Source organism: Laspinema palackyanum D2c (assembly GCF_025370875.1).
GTDB classification, from domain to species: Bacteria; Cyanobacteriota; Cyanobacteriia; order Cyanobacteriales; family Laspinemataceae; genus Laspinema; species Laspinema palackyanum.
Map to the genome: position 1 here is coordinate 158935 of NZ_JAMXFD010000004.1, position 15628 is coordinate 174562.

Here is a 15628-nt window from a genome sequence, read left to right on the forward strand (position 1 = left end):
GGTGAGAGTGCGTTCCTCCTCTCCTGTAGCCAAATTCCACACTTTCAGGGTTTTATCATGAGAACCAGAAACCACCTGTTGCCCATCGGGACTGATGGCGACCGCTTGTACAAAGCTATCATGCCCTGTGAGAGTGCGGATTAAGGGACCGCCGGGGGGGGTGAGGTTAGGGAAGAGGGGACGAATCCAGGGTTTTCTTTGACATTGTTGCGCTTGAGTCAGCAGTTCCGTGATGGCGGGAAACGTCTCCCTTTGAGGAGTTGCCGGATACTTGGGTAAATGCTGACCAATGCCCGGAATCCCCTCCCAGAAATAGCGATAGGGAGGTTTAGGGGGAGTCATCTCCGCAAAAGACAACAACCGCCCCCAGAGTTGCCCCACCAGTTGGCTGGTATCCTGCTGCACCACATGGGCGGACAAGCGCACCGCCTCCCCCACCAGCCCCAGGGTCCGACTTGCCACCGCCTCTGGAACTGCCTCAAAATCCGCCAACACCGCCCCCACCCCCAGGCGCTCTATCTTCCCCTGCAACCACCGAAAATCCAGTAACAGGGGTGGGATGTGGTGTGGGCAAACTTGGAGATGGTGACGAATGGCATAGCGACCAAAATACTCATCCGCCGTCGCCTCGTGATAGCCTGCGGGATAGCGTTGACCATAAGCGGTGAAAAACTTCTTTTGACGCGCCGTCAAATCTCCCGCCTGTTGGCGCACATAATCCACCTGCAAATCGTGCAGACTCAGCCGCCCCAACTCATCCCGCAACAGCAACGACTTCGCCACCAAACAATCCACCACATCCTGCACCGCCGAGGCATCCAGCCCGATCGCCCCCCAGAAAATTTCCAGCACCCCCTCGGGAATCGGCGTATCCTCCGGGAAAATCGCCAAATCCAGATACCGAGTCGCCATATCTGACGGCAACGCATCCACACTCACTTGCAGCACTTTCAGCAAATCGGGATGGGGATAATCCGGGAACTCGTAGGCAATCCGGGCTAAATCCGCCGATCGCAATTTTTCCAGCACATTCCGCCAACGGTTTGCCCCGTTCCCACAAACCATCGCCCCGGCGATCGCCACCGCCAAAGGCAAATAGCCACATTCCCGCACCACCTCCACCGCCTCCGGTGGCAATCCTTCCGGCTGTTCCCCCGCCCACTGCGCCACCAACCCTAACCCCTGCTCCTCCGACAACAGCCCCACCTCATGACCTTGGGCCGCCAACCCCCTCACTAACCTCCCATCACGGGTCGTCAACAACAATTGACACCGTGGCCCCAACCCGTAAAACGCCTCCGCGTGGGACATCTGCCAAACATCATCCAACACCAATAAACAAGCGCGCCCCTCCAACTGTTGCGCCAGTGCCGCTTTCCCCTGGGCCAAATCCTCAAAATAGGGGGGCGTCCCGGTAAAATAGGCCACACAGTCCACCAATCGCGCCTTCAGGTTCGGTTCTTGTCCCAACGTCACCCACAGCACCCCATCGGGAAACCGTTCTCCCACCGCCTCATCCCGCGCCACCGCCGCCGCCAGCACCGACTTACCAATGCCGCCCATCCCCTGCACCCCCACCCGCTGCGCCACCCCCGTCATCACCAAAGTTTGGGACTCGGTTCCCAGCAGCTTGGCTTTAATCGCCTCAACTTCTTCTGATCGCGGCAAAAACTTCAGAGGCAAGGACGGCACATTAAACAACCGGGAACGGGGTGCAGCGGTTGCCCCTTCCCCCCCTGCCAGTCCGTCAATCTTGCCTTCCATGCGCTCTAACTGTCGCGTCTGGCGCAAGAAATTCTCCTCTAAGCGACTCAGCACCCGCTCCACATCTTCCCGGTGCGCCAACTTCGGCAAATACAGCTGAATTTCCTGAAGCTGCGCCAAAGTTGCCCCATGCAAATCCAACACCATCCCGGCAAACGCTTTCGGGTCATCCTTCAACACCTGCCGCAAATACTTGCCAAAATTCGCCGCCAACTCCCCCGCCAACGCCGCCACCACATCCCCATACTTCGCCCTTTCCCCAGGCAACATCCCCCGCCCATAGCCCCACGCCACCAAATCCTCACTCAACTCCTGCCACTCATCCGCCTTCAAAACCGGGTAGTTGCTGAACCCTTCCGGAGCTTGGCTAAACAGGTGATAAAGCTGCTCCTCCTGCAAGGTTTCAAACACATTAATACCCTGCACCCGCTCCAACCAATAGGCTTCCACCCCATCCGCCAACCCCTGCAATCCCTCGCGCAACTTCGGGAACTGGGGGATGATGCGCTCCTCTAAAGTTTTCCTCACCGTCCGTCCCGCCGCCTTCGCTAAATCCTCATTCCGCAACACCTTCCCATGCTTGCGAAACCGCTCCCTCAACGCCCCTAAATTATTCGCCTCCATCCCCGCCAAAAAATTGCCCACCATTGCCCAATGCGGCGCAGCACCCACCGTCAGCATAGCCAGCACCCCCAACAGCGCCGTTTCCCCCAATAGGCTTCGATTCACCTTCAGCCACCGCTTCGCATCCATCCTCTGTACCTCCACCAATGCACCTATTTTAGTGAAGGTTGATCAACTTGGGCAAGATTTATCAACCGCCTATTGTGAAAATCCACCCTCAATAGACTTCTTGCAAAATTCTCTTAAGCCCCCCTTCTTAAGGGGGGTTGGGGGGATCTCTTCGTTATTTTGCAAGAGGTCCAATGTAGAGGCAATTCGCGAATCGCCTCTACATTGAGGGGTAATCATGAATTTCACCGCAGCAAACTGGAGCAATTAGAATAGAAAGGTGAATCTGGCTTAACCGGAGTGTTTGACATGGTGTCATCGGAATTAATCTCGACCTTGAAAGCTTTGAGTCGTTCAGATCAGTTCTATATCATGCAGATTCTGCTCTCAGAATTAGCCCAGCAGGAAACCCATCTGATTAAATCGGAGCAATCTTATCCAGTTTGGTCGCCTTATGGTGCAGATGAGGCAGCAGATACGATGTTTAAAGTGCTACAGGCGTCTAAATCTCAAGCCGTATATCCTTAAATGCATAGCTCTTATCTCATATTACGGAGCAAACCTCATGACTACTCCAACTAATTCTAAATCCTCAGCAAGGCTGGAAGGTCGTCTCAGCCAGGAAACTAAGGCTCTTGTGCAGAAGGCGGCTGATTTACAAGGACTAACCCTGACAGATTTTGTGGTGGCAGCTATTCAAGCAGAAGCCTACAGAGTGATTGAGCATCACCAAATTTTCAAGCTGAGTCTGGAAGACAGCGAAGCGTTTGTGGATGCGATTCTCAATCCTCCGAAACCTAATGATGCCTTAAAATCAGCAGCTTTACGGTACAAACAGATGATGTCGGTTTAAGGATTCTTAAAATCAACCTGCTTGATGGTCGAACCCATATCCCCTCAAATTTTTACGGTGGAGAAGAAAGTTGAGAGACCTAAATCCCTAATCTGCTACAATTTCGATTTTAAAGTTCCATGTTCTGGCAAAAATTATGCGGTCAATTGAGCAACTGACTGAGGAAATATTATCCTTGCCTAGTGAGTTGAGAGCACTTCTCGCTGATAAATTAGTGGAAAGTTTGGAGTTCAGTGCTGACTCAGCCATTCAGGCAGCTTGGGTGACTGAAGCCCAGCGCCGGAGAGATGAGGTCCGAAATGGCTCGGTTCAGCCAATTTCAGGGGAAGAGGCTTTAGCGCAAGTCAGAAGGCTGATTGAGTCATGAAGTATGTCTTTCATCCTATTGCCTGATATCATGAACCAATCCTGTCCTAAATGTCTGATTAAGCAACCGTGACTCCTGTGTTTGAATCCTTTGAACCCACACCCTCCCCGGAAGAACTCACCGATATTGTGATCATCGGCAGTGGGATTGGTGGATTGTGCTGTGCTGCACTGTTGGCACAGTATGGGTTTGCGGTCACTGTCTGTGAGAGTCACAGCATAGCTGGCGGTGCAGCTCATAGTTTTTCGAGAAATGGATATACCTTTGATTCCGGTCCATCGTTGCATTCGGGTTTGTCGGACTCTCCCTCTGCTCACCCGCTTAAACAGGTGTTGGATATTATTGGGGAGACGGTGCCTTGTCTGACTTATGATACTTGGGGTTGTTATCTTCCCGAAGGTGAGTTAAAAATTGCGGTGGGTGCGGACCCGTTTTGTGAAGTGCTGCAAGAGGTGCGAGGTAGCGGCGCGGTGCAGGAATGGCGGAAGTTGCAACAGGTGATGGAACCGTTGGCGGCAGCAGCGAAGGCGATTCCTCCGACTGCTTTGCGGTGGGATTGGGGGGCGGCGATCGCCTCGGCACGGTTTGCACCGGCTGCTGTCTCACATTTGGGGAAAATGCTCAAACTCACCGGCCCTTTTAGTCGCATCATGGATGAGGTGATTCAGGATCCGTTTATCCGCAACTGGTTGGATTTGCTCTGTTTTCTGCTCTCTGGACTGCCTGCATCGGGGACTAGCGCCGCAGAAATGGCCTTTATGTTTGCGGAATGGTATCGACCCGGAGTGGTGCTAGAGTATCCGATAGGCGGCAGTGGGGCGATCGCAGAGGCTTTGGTCCGAGGACTGGAAAAACACGGGGGACAGTTGCGGCTGAATGCTCATGTTGAACAAGTGCTGGTAAAAGGCGATCGCGCAGTAGGGGTGCGTCTGCGGGGAGGAACGGTGATTCACGCCCGTCAAGCTGTGGTATCCAATGCATCGGTGTGGGATACGTTGAAATTGTTACCCGAGGATGCGGTTCCGAAATCATTTCGCGATCGCCGTCAATCCACTCCCGCTTGTGAGAGTTTCATGCACCTGCACTTGGGAATTGATGCCACCGGATTACCGGCAGATTTAGCCTGTCATTATATCATCGTTAACGACTGGAGTCAAGGGGTTACAGCCCCGCAAAATGTCGTTTTAGTCTCCATTCCCTCGGTGTTAGACCCGTCCCTCGCCCCCCCAGGAAAACACGCGATTCACGTTTATACTCCTGGGAATGAGCCATATCACTTATGGGCGGGACTTGAGCGCAATAGTGCCGCTTATCAAGGGTTGAAGCAAGAACGGGCGGAGGTGATGTGGCAAGGATTAGAACGGATTATTCCGGATATTCGGCAGCGATGTGAGGTAACCTTGGGGGGAACGCCTCTGACTCATGAGCGGTTTTTGCGTCGCGATCGCGGTTCTTATGGTCCTGCCATTGCTGCCGGAAGCGGCTTTTTTCCGGGTCCAACCACTGCGTTATCGGGGTTATTCTGCTGTGGGGATTCTACTTTTCCGGGAATCGGTTTACCTGCTGTTGCCGCCAGTGGGGCGATCGCCGCTAATACGATCGCCCCTTTGAACAAGCATCTGGCAATGCTAGAGGCGATCGGGTTTTAAACCCTAAAAAATCCCGGTTTGTCATAACGCCTGAAGGCGTTACTACGAACTTAGAGAATGAGTTAAAGCCTCGCGATGGTGGGGTTCCTGTAGGTTTGTGATAGTCGGTCCTAATGGAATAATTCCCCCGGGATTTAAGGGGAAGAGGTTGCCGTAATAGTCTCGTTTGATACTATCTAAATCGCAAGTATCGGCTACTCCGGGGAGTTGATAGATGTCCCGCAGATATGCACCGAGATTTTGATAGTCCTGGATGCGGCGTTTGTTGCATTTAAACAAGCCGTGATAGACGATATCAAAGCGAAATAAGGTGGTAAATAGCCGCACATCGGCTAGGGTTAATTGGTCGCCGCATAAGTATCGATTTGTTTCTAATACGGCATCTATTTCATCGAGGGTGGTAAAGAGTTCAGTGCAGGCAGTATCGTAAGCAGTTTGACTTTGGGCAAATCCGCATCGATAGACGCCGTTGTTAATTGCTGGATAAATTTTATCGTTCCAATATTCTATTTTATCTTGCAATTGTTCGGGATATAAATTGAGGTCGGGATGGGTGCTAAATTCGTTGAATTCCGAGTTAAGCATGATGATGATTTCAGCACTTTCATTGTTGACAATGGTCTGGGTTTGCGTATCAAACAGGACTGGAACGGTGCAGCGTCCTTGATATCCGGGACGGGCGATCGCATATAAGTCCGGGAGGGTTTGGCAGCCGTATTCTGGTTCATCCAGGACCCAGATTCCGGCATCGGGAGAGGGGGAGACGATCGCCACGGAAATTGCCGATTCTAATCCTTGGAGCGATCGCACCACTAGGGTCCGATGCGCCCAAGGGCAGCCTAATCCCACATAGAGGCGATACCGTGCTGTTGCCGGGGGATAAGGGTTTTCCGGTTGGGTTCCCACGGAATTTCTAAACTCGCTCGTCGGACGAATATATTCCCCAGTCTGATTGCGCGGGGCGAGTTTGGACATCATCAATTGCCAGAGGGTTGTCCAGACAAATTTGCCCAGTTTAATTATAAGTTTTGAGGGCAATTTTTTCCCCTTTTTCGGGGGAGTATCGGCTTTTACAGTTGGAGTTTCTAAAGACATAATGCCCCCTTTGAATGGTGTAAATTTAGGAAAACCTTTTTCGGTGTTGCAAGAGTTGAATCCTACGCCCACCGAAATGCCTTGCTATTTTAATCGGGTAATTGTTCTTTCAGGGAAGAAATAAGGGCAGAATCAAGCTTGAGTTTTACCTCAATTAATCGGGTTGTATCTCGTAAAATTAACATTTGATTGTCTTCTACAAAAATTTCGGGTTCTTTCAAGGTCAAAGTTTGATATTTTAAGGCAGCGAGTTCCATCTGCATGACGAGGGTGGGTTGGGATTGGGGATAAATGTAGAGTTGCTGGCGTTTGGGGTCGAGTTGCAGTTGTCTGACGGTGGTATTGCGTTCGTCTGACATTCCGGGTTTTGACCAATAGAGGGTAATGCCGCGTATATCCGGGTTGGCGATCGCAAAGGTTTCGTCAAAGCGTTGGGGTTCCCAATCCAAGTCTCGAACATCGCCGGTTTCCGACAGGATGCGCTGGCGCAAGGTGATCTCTTTGCCATTGAGATTGCGCCACCATTGCCGGATTGTCTCGAAATTTTCACCCATCTCGGGATTGCTATTCCCAGACTGCCAAGTGATGAATTGCACGATCGCCCTCCTGATTCCTATCAATAATTCCCATTTTAGAGTTTAAATTAGATTTTAAAGTTGACTCGGTACCGGCAACGCTAACCCTTCCCTGACATGGACTTACCCATCGTTTATCATCCGGACTATGTGGCCCCTATGCCTCCCTCCCATCGGTTCCCGATGGAGAAATTTCGGTTACTCTATGAAATGCTTGTAGGCGATCGCGTTGTCACTCCCGAACAGTGTCACACCCCGGAATTGCCCCCCCAGGACTGGATTGAATCGGTCCATGTCCCCGCCTATGTCCAGGCATACTGCCAAGGCACTCTAGACCCCAAAGCACAGCGACGGATTGGATTACCCTGGACGGAGGCGATCGCCCATCGCACTTGTATCTCCATTGGTGGGGCAGTTTTGACGGCTAAATTGGCATTAGAGTTTGGATTAGCGTGCAATACTGCCGGAGGAACTCATCATGCCTTTCCAGATTTTGGGTCCGGATTTTGCATTTTTAATGATTTGGCGATCGCCTCGCGGATGATCCAACAATTAGCGGGAATTCGCAAAGTCTTAATTGTGGATTTAGATGTGCATCAAGGGGATGGGACAGCATTCATTTTTAAAAATGACCCGGATGTATTTACCTTTTCCATGCACTGTGAGGCTAATTTTCCCGGGCGAAAACAAATCAGTGATTTAGATATACCCTTGCCGGTGGGAATGGAGGATGATGAATACTTGCAAACCGTCGCCGGTTATTTACCGGATTTACTCGACCAATTCCAGCCGGATTTAGTCTTGTATGACGCCGGAGTGGATGTTCATGCAGGCGATCGCCTGGGTAAATTAGCCCTGAGTGATACCGGGATTTTTCGCCGGGATATGCAGGTGCTGAGTACCTGTCTGGCAGCTAGATATCCCGTTGCCTGTGTGATTGGGGGCGGATATTGCGAGGATATGCGAGGGTTGGTGTATCGTCATTCGCTCTTACATCGTGCTGCCGCGCAAGTGTATAGGCAGTATCGACTTTAGGTCGGGAGGCAACACCCGGCGGGGGTTTTAACCCCCGCCTAACAGCTCAAGTCGGTTGAAACCGACTGAAAACACCACTGTATCAGGCTTGCAGTCGTCTTTAGACGACTTGATTCTATTAGGCGGGGGATTTATCCCCCGCCGGGTGTTGCCACTGGTGCAAGATCTCAGTTTCAACCGACTTGATCTATGAGCCGGGGGATTTATACCCCGCCGGTTGGACTACTACTCCCGTTCCAAAATTCTCACCATCCCTTTAGCACTACCACTAACCAGAAATTGTCCATTCGGACTATAAACTAAAGACATCACGGCCCCACTTTCTTCCGTCAAAGCACAGACTAATTTACCCGTGGGTAAATGCCAAATCTTAACCGTCCCATCGGCGCTACCTGTAGCAAAACTGTTGCCATCGGGGGCGATCGCCACTGCGGTGACGGGTCCTAAATGGGCGCTCAGACTCCACAGCAGTTCTCCCGTTTCCAAATTCCAGAGTTGAATATTGCCATCGCCACTGCCTCCGATTAGGAGTTGTTGGGGAGAGATGACGATCGCTTCTACCGCCTCTAAACTGCCATTGAGGACCGAAATCGGCTGTTTGGTTTGGAATTGCCAAAGGGTAATCGTGCCATCCCCACCGCCTCGGGCGAGAATTTGACCATCGGGGGAAATGGCGAGGGAAAAGATGGGTCCGGTATAGTCCGTGAGGGTATCGATTAATTCCGCTTTGGACAAATCCCACAGTTTAATTGTCTCGTCAAAACTGCCACTGACAAGGGTGTTGCCATCGGGGGCGATCGCCAAGGCGCGCACAGAACCTCCATGTCCCGTGAGGGTTTGTTTGGGAATTCCGGTCGGGAGTTCCCAGAGTTTGATGGTTTTATCCCAACTGGCAGAGGCGAGGGTTTTGCCATCGGGGGCGATCGCAATGGAAAAGACCCCGCGTTTGTGTTCGGCGAGCACTTGCAACAGTTCCCCGGTGGCGAGTTTCCAGAGTTTAATACTGGTGTCAAAACTGCCCGTTGCCAGGATTTGTCCATCGGGAGTAATCCCCAGCGATCGCACCCAGTCGGCATGGGCGGGCAAACTGTGGCGACATATCCAATTCTGGGCCGTGGGTTCCGAAGGGGCCGCAAAGGACGGCAGGACGACTTTTGACGAGGGCGGTTTGGATTTGGCGGTTTGAGCAGGGGTTGCCGATGTCGCCGGTTCCGGTTGCGGAGGAAGTGGGGGTGGCGGTTCCGGTTGCGGGCGCGGTGGGGGTGAGGGGACCACGATTTGCGAGGTTAATTGGGAAATTGCCTCTTCCACTCGTTCTAAGCGGTAGGCAAAGGATGAGCGATTCAGATAGGCGATCGCATTGCCCAGACTTTCATCTAACAGGGCATATTGCTCTTTCAACCCGGCGATTTCCCTTTGAATCTGGGAGAGGTCCACCGATTCTAATTTACCCAATCGGGTTTGCAACAGGGCCAACTCCTCCGGGGACCCGGTAGCTACGGGGGGGCGAGTGCCTTCCTCCCCTTCGACTTGAGGGAGGGGAAATTGCTTCTGAGCTTCCACCCGTTGGGTGAGCATCTCCAGTTCTTCCGCCCATTGACGATGCAGGCGATTTGTGGTGCCACTGACTCGGCGAGTTTGGTGTTCCAGACGATACCGGACGATCGCATTCAGAATCAGGGCACTGCAAATGAGCAGGGCGGCGACATAGATGGCCCCATTAAAAAAGACTGCCACTATCGACGCCACCACCGACGCGAACAAGGAAGCATATTCTACAGTTTCTAGCCAATGACGGTGATTTGACATGGAGTCCTTCCCACCCACCGGAGCCTATATTACAATTCCCATTTTATCCACAATCCCCCTTATCTTTCCATTTTATGGAGAAATGTTGATATAAGGGGGATAAAAATTTTTCAGTCAAACCGGACACCATTGATAATGAATTTTCCGAAAAATTGTCATCCTGACTAACAAGGATGTATCTAGTTTCAACCCGAAGCATTTGAGTCTTAAAAATCGGGTAAAAAATCAATAAAGCAGTGAATCAATCCGATTTTTAAGGGTTGGCCCCCTCGTTATTGATTCAATCTGCTGTTACAAAGAAAAATCCCCACCCTGAAAGCAGTGGGGTGGGGAAGATTACAATCCGAGAAATAGCTTGGCAATATTAAAGTAAATGAGAACACCCAAAACATCGACAGCCGTGGTAATAAACGGCGCTGACATTAGGGCGGGATCTAACTTGATGGCGCGGAATAAAAACGGCAGGGCCGAACCGGATACCGAGGCCAAAATTGAAATAGCAATCAGAGAGATGCCGACACAGAAGGCCACCTGGAGATTGACTTGCAAGAGGAAATAAGCCCAGATGGTGGCGAGGGTTCCCAAAATTGTCCCCAGTAATGCACCGGCAATTCCTTCGCGAAAGACCACCTTCAGGGGTCCGAGTAAGCGAATTTCATCGGTATTCATCCCGCGAATCACCACCGTGGAAGACTGGGCACCGACATTCCCTCCCGTACCTGTAAGCAGGGGGATAAAGGCGGTGAGGACGACCACTTGCTGCAATAAGTCTTGTTGGGAATTAATAATGGATCCGGTGACAGTATTGGTAAGCAATAAGACGAACAGCCACACGACACGCCGTCGCGCCACTGTCCATAAACTCATTTCAAAATAATTATCCCCATCGGTTTGGACCCCACCCAAGGCATAAATATCCTCAGTGGTTTCCTGTTCCATGATGTCGATCGCATCATCGATGGTGATGACGCCGACTAAGCGTTGCTCGCGATCGACTACGGGGATCGCTAGGAAATCATAGCGTTGAATCAGGCGCGAGACTTCCTCGCCGTCGGTATCTGTATGGACAAATACCACATCCCGAGTCATAATTTCACTAATTTTTTCCTCGGGGGAACTAATCACCAAGTCACGCAGGGAAACGATTCCGGTTAACCGGCGTTCGCTATCCATGACGTAGAGGTAATAAATAATTTCCGCTACTGGCGACAGGGTGCGAATCCGTTCCAGGGTTTGGGCAACGCTCATATTTTCCCGGACGGAAATATATTCCGGGGTCATGATTCTCCCGGCGGTTCCCGATTCATAGCCCATCAGCAGGGCGGTGGACTGCCATTCTGTGGGAGACAGTTGTGCCCGCAATCGGCGCACGACTTTTGAGGGCAACTCATCCAGCAGTCGGGCGCGATCGTCCGGGGACATATTGCCAATGATATCCAGAACGTCCTGGCGCTTGAAGTCTTCTAAAAGCACCTGTTGGACGCTGGTATCGAGATGTTCGTAAACTTCCGTTGCTTCCTGTTTGGACAACAAGCGAAAGGCGATCGCCTGCATCGCTTCAGGCATTCCTTCGATCGCTTCGGCGATATCCACAGGTTGAACCGGGACTAAAATCGCTTTAGCTCCCTGGAGGTCCCCATTTTTGAGGAGGGCTTCCAGTTGCGATCGCACTAAGTCAGGTATTTCTCTCCGCGACAGGGTCCCGAGAGGAGAGGATATCGGTTGAGGTTCAGTCACGTTTAACTCCCTGGATCCAGTCCGATCACTATTCTATACAATTTGAGGGGACGCCAAGCCGTCACCCCCGGCAAAACAGGGCAAATTGAAGGGGATCTCTCCAGTGGTTTCCCAGTCACGCCGCACCTCCCAAAAGCTGCTGTGCCACCGTTAAATAAATTAGCACCCCTAGGACATCCACAGCGGTGGTAATAAAGGGCGCTGACATTAAGGCTGGGTCAAATCCCACCCGATAGAATAAAAACGGCAGGGCAGATCCGGCGAAGGAGGCGAGGATGGTAATTGCCAGCAAACTCACGCCAACCGAGATAGCAACCAGCAGATTTCCCGCCAAGAAATAAGCCCAAACGGTGACGGCAATGGACAGCATGATCCCTAAGAGTCCCCCGGCGATCGTCTCCCGTCCGATCGTCCTCCAGGCTTTTCCTACCCGAATCGCATTGATATTTAATCCGCGAATTACCACGGTGGAGGACTGTGCACCCACGTTCCCCCCCGTATCAATGAGTAAGGGAATAAAAGCCGCAAGAGCAACAACTTGTTCGAGAATCTCTTCTCGGGACCGAATCACTGCCGAGGTGGCGGTATTGGTAATTAATAAAATCAACAACCAAACTACACGCTTGCGTGCCACGGTGAATATATTGGTTTGAAAATAGTTTTCTCCCCCGCTTTCCACCCCACCGAGGGCATAAATATCTTCCGTGGTTTCAGCTTCCACCACATCCATGACATCATCCACGGTGATAATGCCCACAAGACGCTGTTCGCTATCAACAACAGGTAAGGCTAGAAAATCATAGCGCTGAATTAATCGTGCGGCTTCTTCGCGATCGGTTTCCGTGGAAACAAAGACGGGTTCTCGCCGGGTAATTTCTGATAACCGTTGTTCCGGTTCTGAGACAACTAAATCCCGCAGAGAAATCGTGCCGATTAAGTGCCGATAGGCATCGGTGACGTAAAGATAATAAATGATTTCGCTGACATTGGCTAAGTTCCTAATTCGGTCTAAGGCATTTTTGATGGTCATGTTTTCTTTGACCGCAATATATTCCGGGGTCATCATTCTCCCGGCGCTATCCGGGGGATAGCCTAACAGCAAAGAGGTGGTTTGGCGTTCTTCAGGACTGAGTTGTTCGAGGATGCGCTTGACCACTTTAGCTGGCAATTCATCAAACAACCGGGCGCGGTCATCTGGGGACATTTTATCGACAATATCCAGAACATCCTGGCGTTTAAATTCTTCGATTAAGGCATATTGAATACTAGAGTCCAGATATTCATAAACCTCGATCGCCTCTTCTTTGGATAACAAACGAAAGGCGATCGCCTGCATGGTTTGCGGTAATCCTTCAATCGCTTCGGCGATATCTGCCGGTTGGACTGGAACCAGTAAGGCTTTTGCTCCGGGTAGGTTATTTTGTTCGAGTAACGCTTGCAATTGCGATCGCACGAGTTGGCGCAATGCGTCTCGCGTTGTCGGCTGGACGGATGGCAATTCAGTATTATTATCGTTCATGCTCCACTCTCTAATCGGTTCTATATTTCCGAGTGTGGTTGGGCGGTTTTTCCCCAATCGATAGAGTCTAATGCAGGCGAAATCAGGCAACAGAATCTCTAGGTTTGTTGCGATCTTTGTTGCAAAATTCCCATTCAGAAGAGTCCCCAGCGCATCCAGTTCGCGATTGACCAACGGTTTATTTCCATAGGCGATCGCGACCCAAAACGCTAACCGAAATCAGCAGCAGGGACTTTAAATTTGCATTGGGGATTGGGTTAGGCTAACTAACAGTTAGCCTAACCTTCACCCTTCGTTTAAATCATCAAGCTTTCGGTGATTCATGGTTCATCTCCATTCCTAGCATGACCGCCCTCTTCCCCGGGGGTCACGAGATGAACTATGAAAACTCCCAGATGGAGTCACCCTAGGTCATTTCACTGACTAAACCGCCCGGTTGTGGGGAAACGGTCGAGGTTCGTCTAAAGGCTCGTCAGCCATTGAGTCTGCCTGAGTAATCGTTGCAATACAACTACTACCAGAGCTTTCCACTTGAGTATTCCTTACTTGTTTAAGTTGCGTTTAAGACCGGGAAGTTCAGAGGAGTCTGAAAGCCCTTTTTCCTTATAGCACTCTTCAGAAAACAGGTCAAGCTTTTTTTTGATTTTTTTTACGCGACAGGTTTTCCACTGTTCCCATCGGCTCAGAAGTTGGGTGAAGATTGCCCAGACTTCTGAGCGTTTCCTCAAGTCGAAAACTCCCCCCTGAAAATCCCTCTATCCCGGTTTACAGGGGTAAATTTTATAGAAAAATTGCTCTTTTTCTGAGCAGTTTATCGGGCAATATTCTAGGTTTTTACCACCAAAACCGGAACGAGACTCCCCGCTAAAACCCCTTGAGAAACTACTCCCCCAGTCGCCCCTTCTCCCTCTGGATTATGGCGTTTCCCGACAATAATCGCCGTGACGGGATGAGCTTGCGATCGGGCCAAAATTATCTCCACCACTGCACCCTTTTCGGTTATAAACTGATGGCGAATATCCGCTAAAACTGTTTGAGTCATCTCCTGAATTGCTTTAATTTCCGATAAATTTTCCTCCTGCACTACATACAAAACGATCGCCTCTCCATGACTACGCCGAGCTAACTCTGCCGTTTGTTTCAACACGGCCAATGCCCGAGGGGAACTATCCACCGCTGCCAAAAACAGCGTTCGAGTATCAACGGTCACTTTGGTTGGGTCTACTTCTCCTTTTTGTAGTAATTTTGGAGCAAAAGTTGGAATCCCCCAAGCCCCCAAAGGAGCCGTTACTAAAATTGAAAGGGCAGCAATGGCTAAAATAATTTCTCCCCCTTCAATGTTGTAAGCTAACGGTAACGCACCCAAGGCGGCCTGCACTGTTGCTTTCGCCGAATTTCCCGGTAATAGAAACAGTTTTTCTTGCCAATTCCAATTACTTCCGGCGGTAGAAAGTGTCCAGCCAATGGTGCGTCCGATTAATAAACCCACCGCTAAAATAGTCAAGCCCGGTAAGAACATCTCTCCCAAAACCTGGAGTTGAATACTCGCTCCCATTAACACAAATAAGACAATTTCCGCCACAATCCACAGGGAATTAAATCCATTGCGGAGTCGGCGGGCCAAGGGTGCATCGAGTTCGATTAAAAAGAATCCCATTGACATCACTGCTAGATAGCCCGAAAAGTAAGGGAATTGGCGGGCAGCAATCACAGCAAATGCGGCGACAACGGCGGCAATTAAGACATCTTGGACGGGATTTTTACTCCAGTTTTGTCTTTCTAGGAGGGAGACTAATAATTGAGCGGCTAAATAACCGGCCAGGATGCCTAAAATGACCTGGATAATGGCTTGCAGGGGAAGTAATAAAAGTGGATTTAACGAGAGTCCCCCGGGTAAAATAATTCGCTCTAGTTCCCCTTGTTGCAGGAAATTCAACAGTAAACTGAAGACGAGTAAGAGGACAACATCGGAGAGGGCTGACCCGGTTAAAATGGCATCGGGAATGCCTTTTTTGACCCCCCAACCCAAGCGTTTGAGACGCAACATTCCCGGGACAATCACGGCAGGAGATTCGGCGGCAATAATACAACCGAGGAGCAACCCGGTTAAGAGGTCAAACTGGAACAGAAACATCGCCGCAATGGCGATCGCCCCGGTTTCCAGGATAGCGGGTAAAATGCCTAATCGGAGGGCCACGGTTCCCTGTTCCGCCAACTTGTCGCGATCGAGTCCAAGTCCCGCTTTCATTAAAATAATCATCACCGCCAGGGTTCGTAAATCATCGGCAGCAGCGAGAATTCCCGGTTCTAGGCGATTTCCGACTTCGGGACCGAGGATGATTCCCACCAAAATCATGCCAATGAGTGGGGGTGCACCGAGGCGACGGGCGAATTGACCCGCAAAAAAGCCCATCCCGAGGATCCAAATTGTACTGATTAACATTCGTTATGCTCCTGAACAGGTGTGGATGGCTGGTCCAGGAGTGGATTGAT

At 50.9% G+C, this 15628-nt stretch carries 12 protein-coding genes; 5 read left to right on the forward strand and 7 right to left on the reverse strand.

Annotation, left to right across the window (positions count from 1 at the left end):
• The coding region (locus tag NG795_RS07415) for an NB-ARC domain-containing protein (protein WP_367288015.1) at positions 1-2517 on the reverse strand (2517 nt) is incomplete at its 3' end.
• A gap of 288 nt (positions 2518-2805) precedes the next feature.
• On the opposite strand from NG795_RS07415, the gene NG795_RS07420 reads away from it, so the two are divergent.
• From NG795_RS07420 to NG795_RS07435, 4 genes are all read left to right on the forward strand, one after another.
• A complete protein-coding gene (locus tag NG795_RS07420; protein ID WP_367288016.1) occupies positions 2806-3024 on the forward strand; it encodes a hypothetical protein in 219 nt (72 codons plus the stop codon).
• 37 nt (positions 3025-3061) lie between these two features.
• Positions 3062-3349 carry a type II toxin-antitoxin system TacA family antitoxin gene (locus NG795_RS07425; protein WP_367288017.1) on the forward strand — a complete coding sequence of 96 codons (288 nt, stop codon included), beginning with the start codon at positions 3062-3064 and terminating at the stop codon, positions 3347-3349.
• A gap of 136 nt (positions 3350-3485) precedes the next feature.
• Entirely contained in the window at positions 3486-3716 is a 231-nt protein-coding gene (locus NG795_RS07430) for an addiction module protein (RefSeq protein ID WP_367288018.1), read from the forward strand.
• 77 nt (positions 3717-3793) lie between these two features.
• The gene (locus NG795_RS07435; RefSeq protein ID WP_367288019.1) at positions 3794-5365 is read left to right on the forward strand and encodes a phytoene desaturase family protein; all 1572 of its coding nucleotides are present in this window, start codon (positions 3794-3796) and stop codon (positions 5363-5365) included.
• 42 nt (positions 5366-5407) lie between these two features.
• On the opposite strand, the gene NG795_RS07440 is transcribed toward NG795_RS07435, so the two are convergent.
• Both NG795_RS07440 and NG795_RS07445 read right to left on the reverse strand, forming a co-directional pair.
• Positions 5408-6460, reverse strand: coding sequence for a glutathione S-transferase family protein (locus tag NG795_RS07440; protein ID WP_367288020.1), 1053 nt, complete (start codon positions 6458-6460; stop codon positions 5408-5410).
• A gap of 89 nt (positions 6461-6549) precedes the next feature.
• Positions 6550-7056 carry a hypothetical protein gene (locus NG795_RS07445; protein ID WP_367288021.1) on the reverse strand — a complete coding sequence of 169 codons (507 nt, stop codon included), beginning with the start codon at positions 7054-7056 and terminating at the stop codon, positions 6550-6552.
• 96 nt (positions 7057-7152) lie between these two features.
• Here NG795_RS07445 and NG795_RS07450 point away from each other — a divergent pair, with 96 nt between their 5' ends.
• A complete protein-coding gene (locus NG795_RS07450) occupies positions 7153-8070 on the forward strand; it encodes a histone deacetylase family protein (protein WP_367288022.1) in 918 nt (305 codons plus the stop codon).
• A gap of 225 nt (positions 8071-8295) precedes the next feature.
• Here NG795_RS07450 and NG795_RS07455 read toward each other — a convergent pair whose 3' ends face one another.
• The 4 genes from NG795_RS07455 to NG795_RS07470 form a co-directional block, all read right to left on the reverse strand.
• Positions 8296-9879, reverse strand: coding sequence for a WD40 repeat domain-containing protein (locus NG795_RS07455; RefSeq protein ID WP_367288023.1), 1584 nt, complete (start codon positions 9877-9879; stop codon positions 8296-8298).
• Between the two features lie 336 nt (positions 9880-10215).
• Positions 10216-11616 (reverse strand): magnesium transporter, encoded by a 1401-nt coding sequence (gene mgtE / locus NG795_RS07460; RefSeq protein ID WP_367288024.1) that lies wholly within the window; start codon positions 11614-11616, stop codon positions 10216-10218.
• 115 nt (positions 11617-11731) lie between these two features.
• The gene (gene mgtE, locus NG795_RS07465) at positions 11732-13135 is read right to left on the reverse strand and encodes a magnesium transporter (protein WP_367288025.1); all 1404 of its coding nucleotides are present in this window, start codon (positions 13133-13135) and stop codon (positions 11732-11734) included.
• Positions 13136-13961: 826 nt separating this feature from the next.
• Positions 13962-15578: a cation:proton antiporter gene (locus NG795_RS07470; RefSeq protein WP_367288026.1), complete on the reverse strand. Its 1617-nt coding sequence runs from the start codon at positions 15576-15578 to the stop codon at positions 13962-13964.
• Positions 15579-15628: the final 50 nt, after the last annotated feature.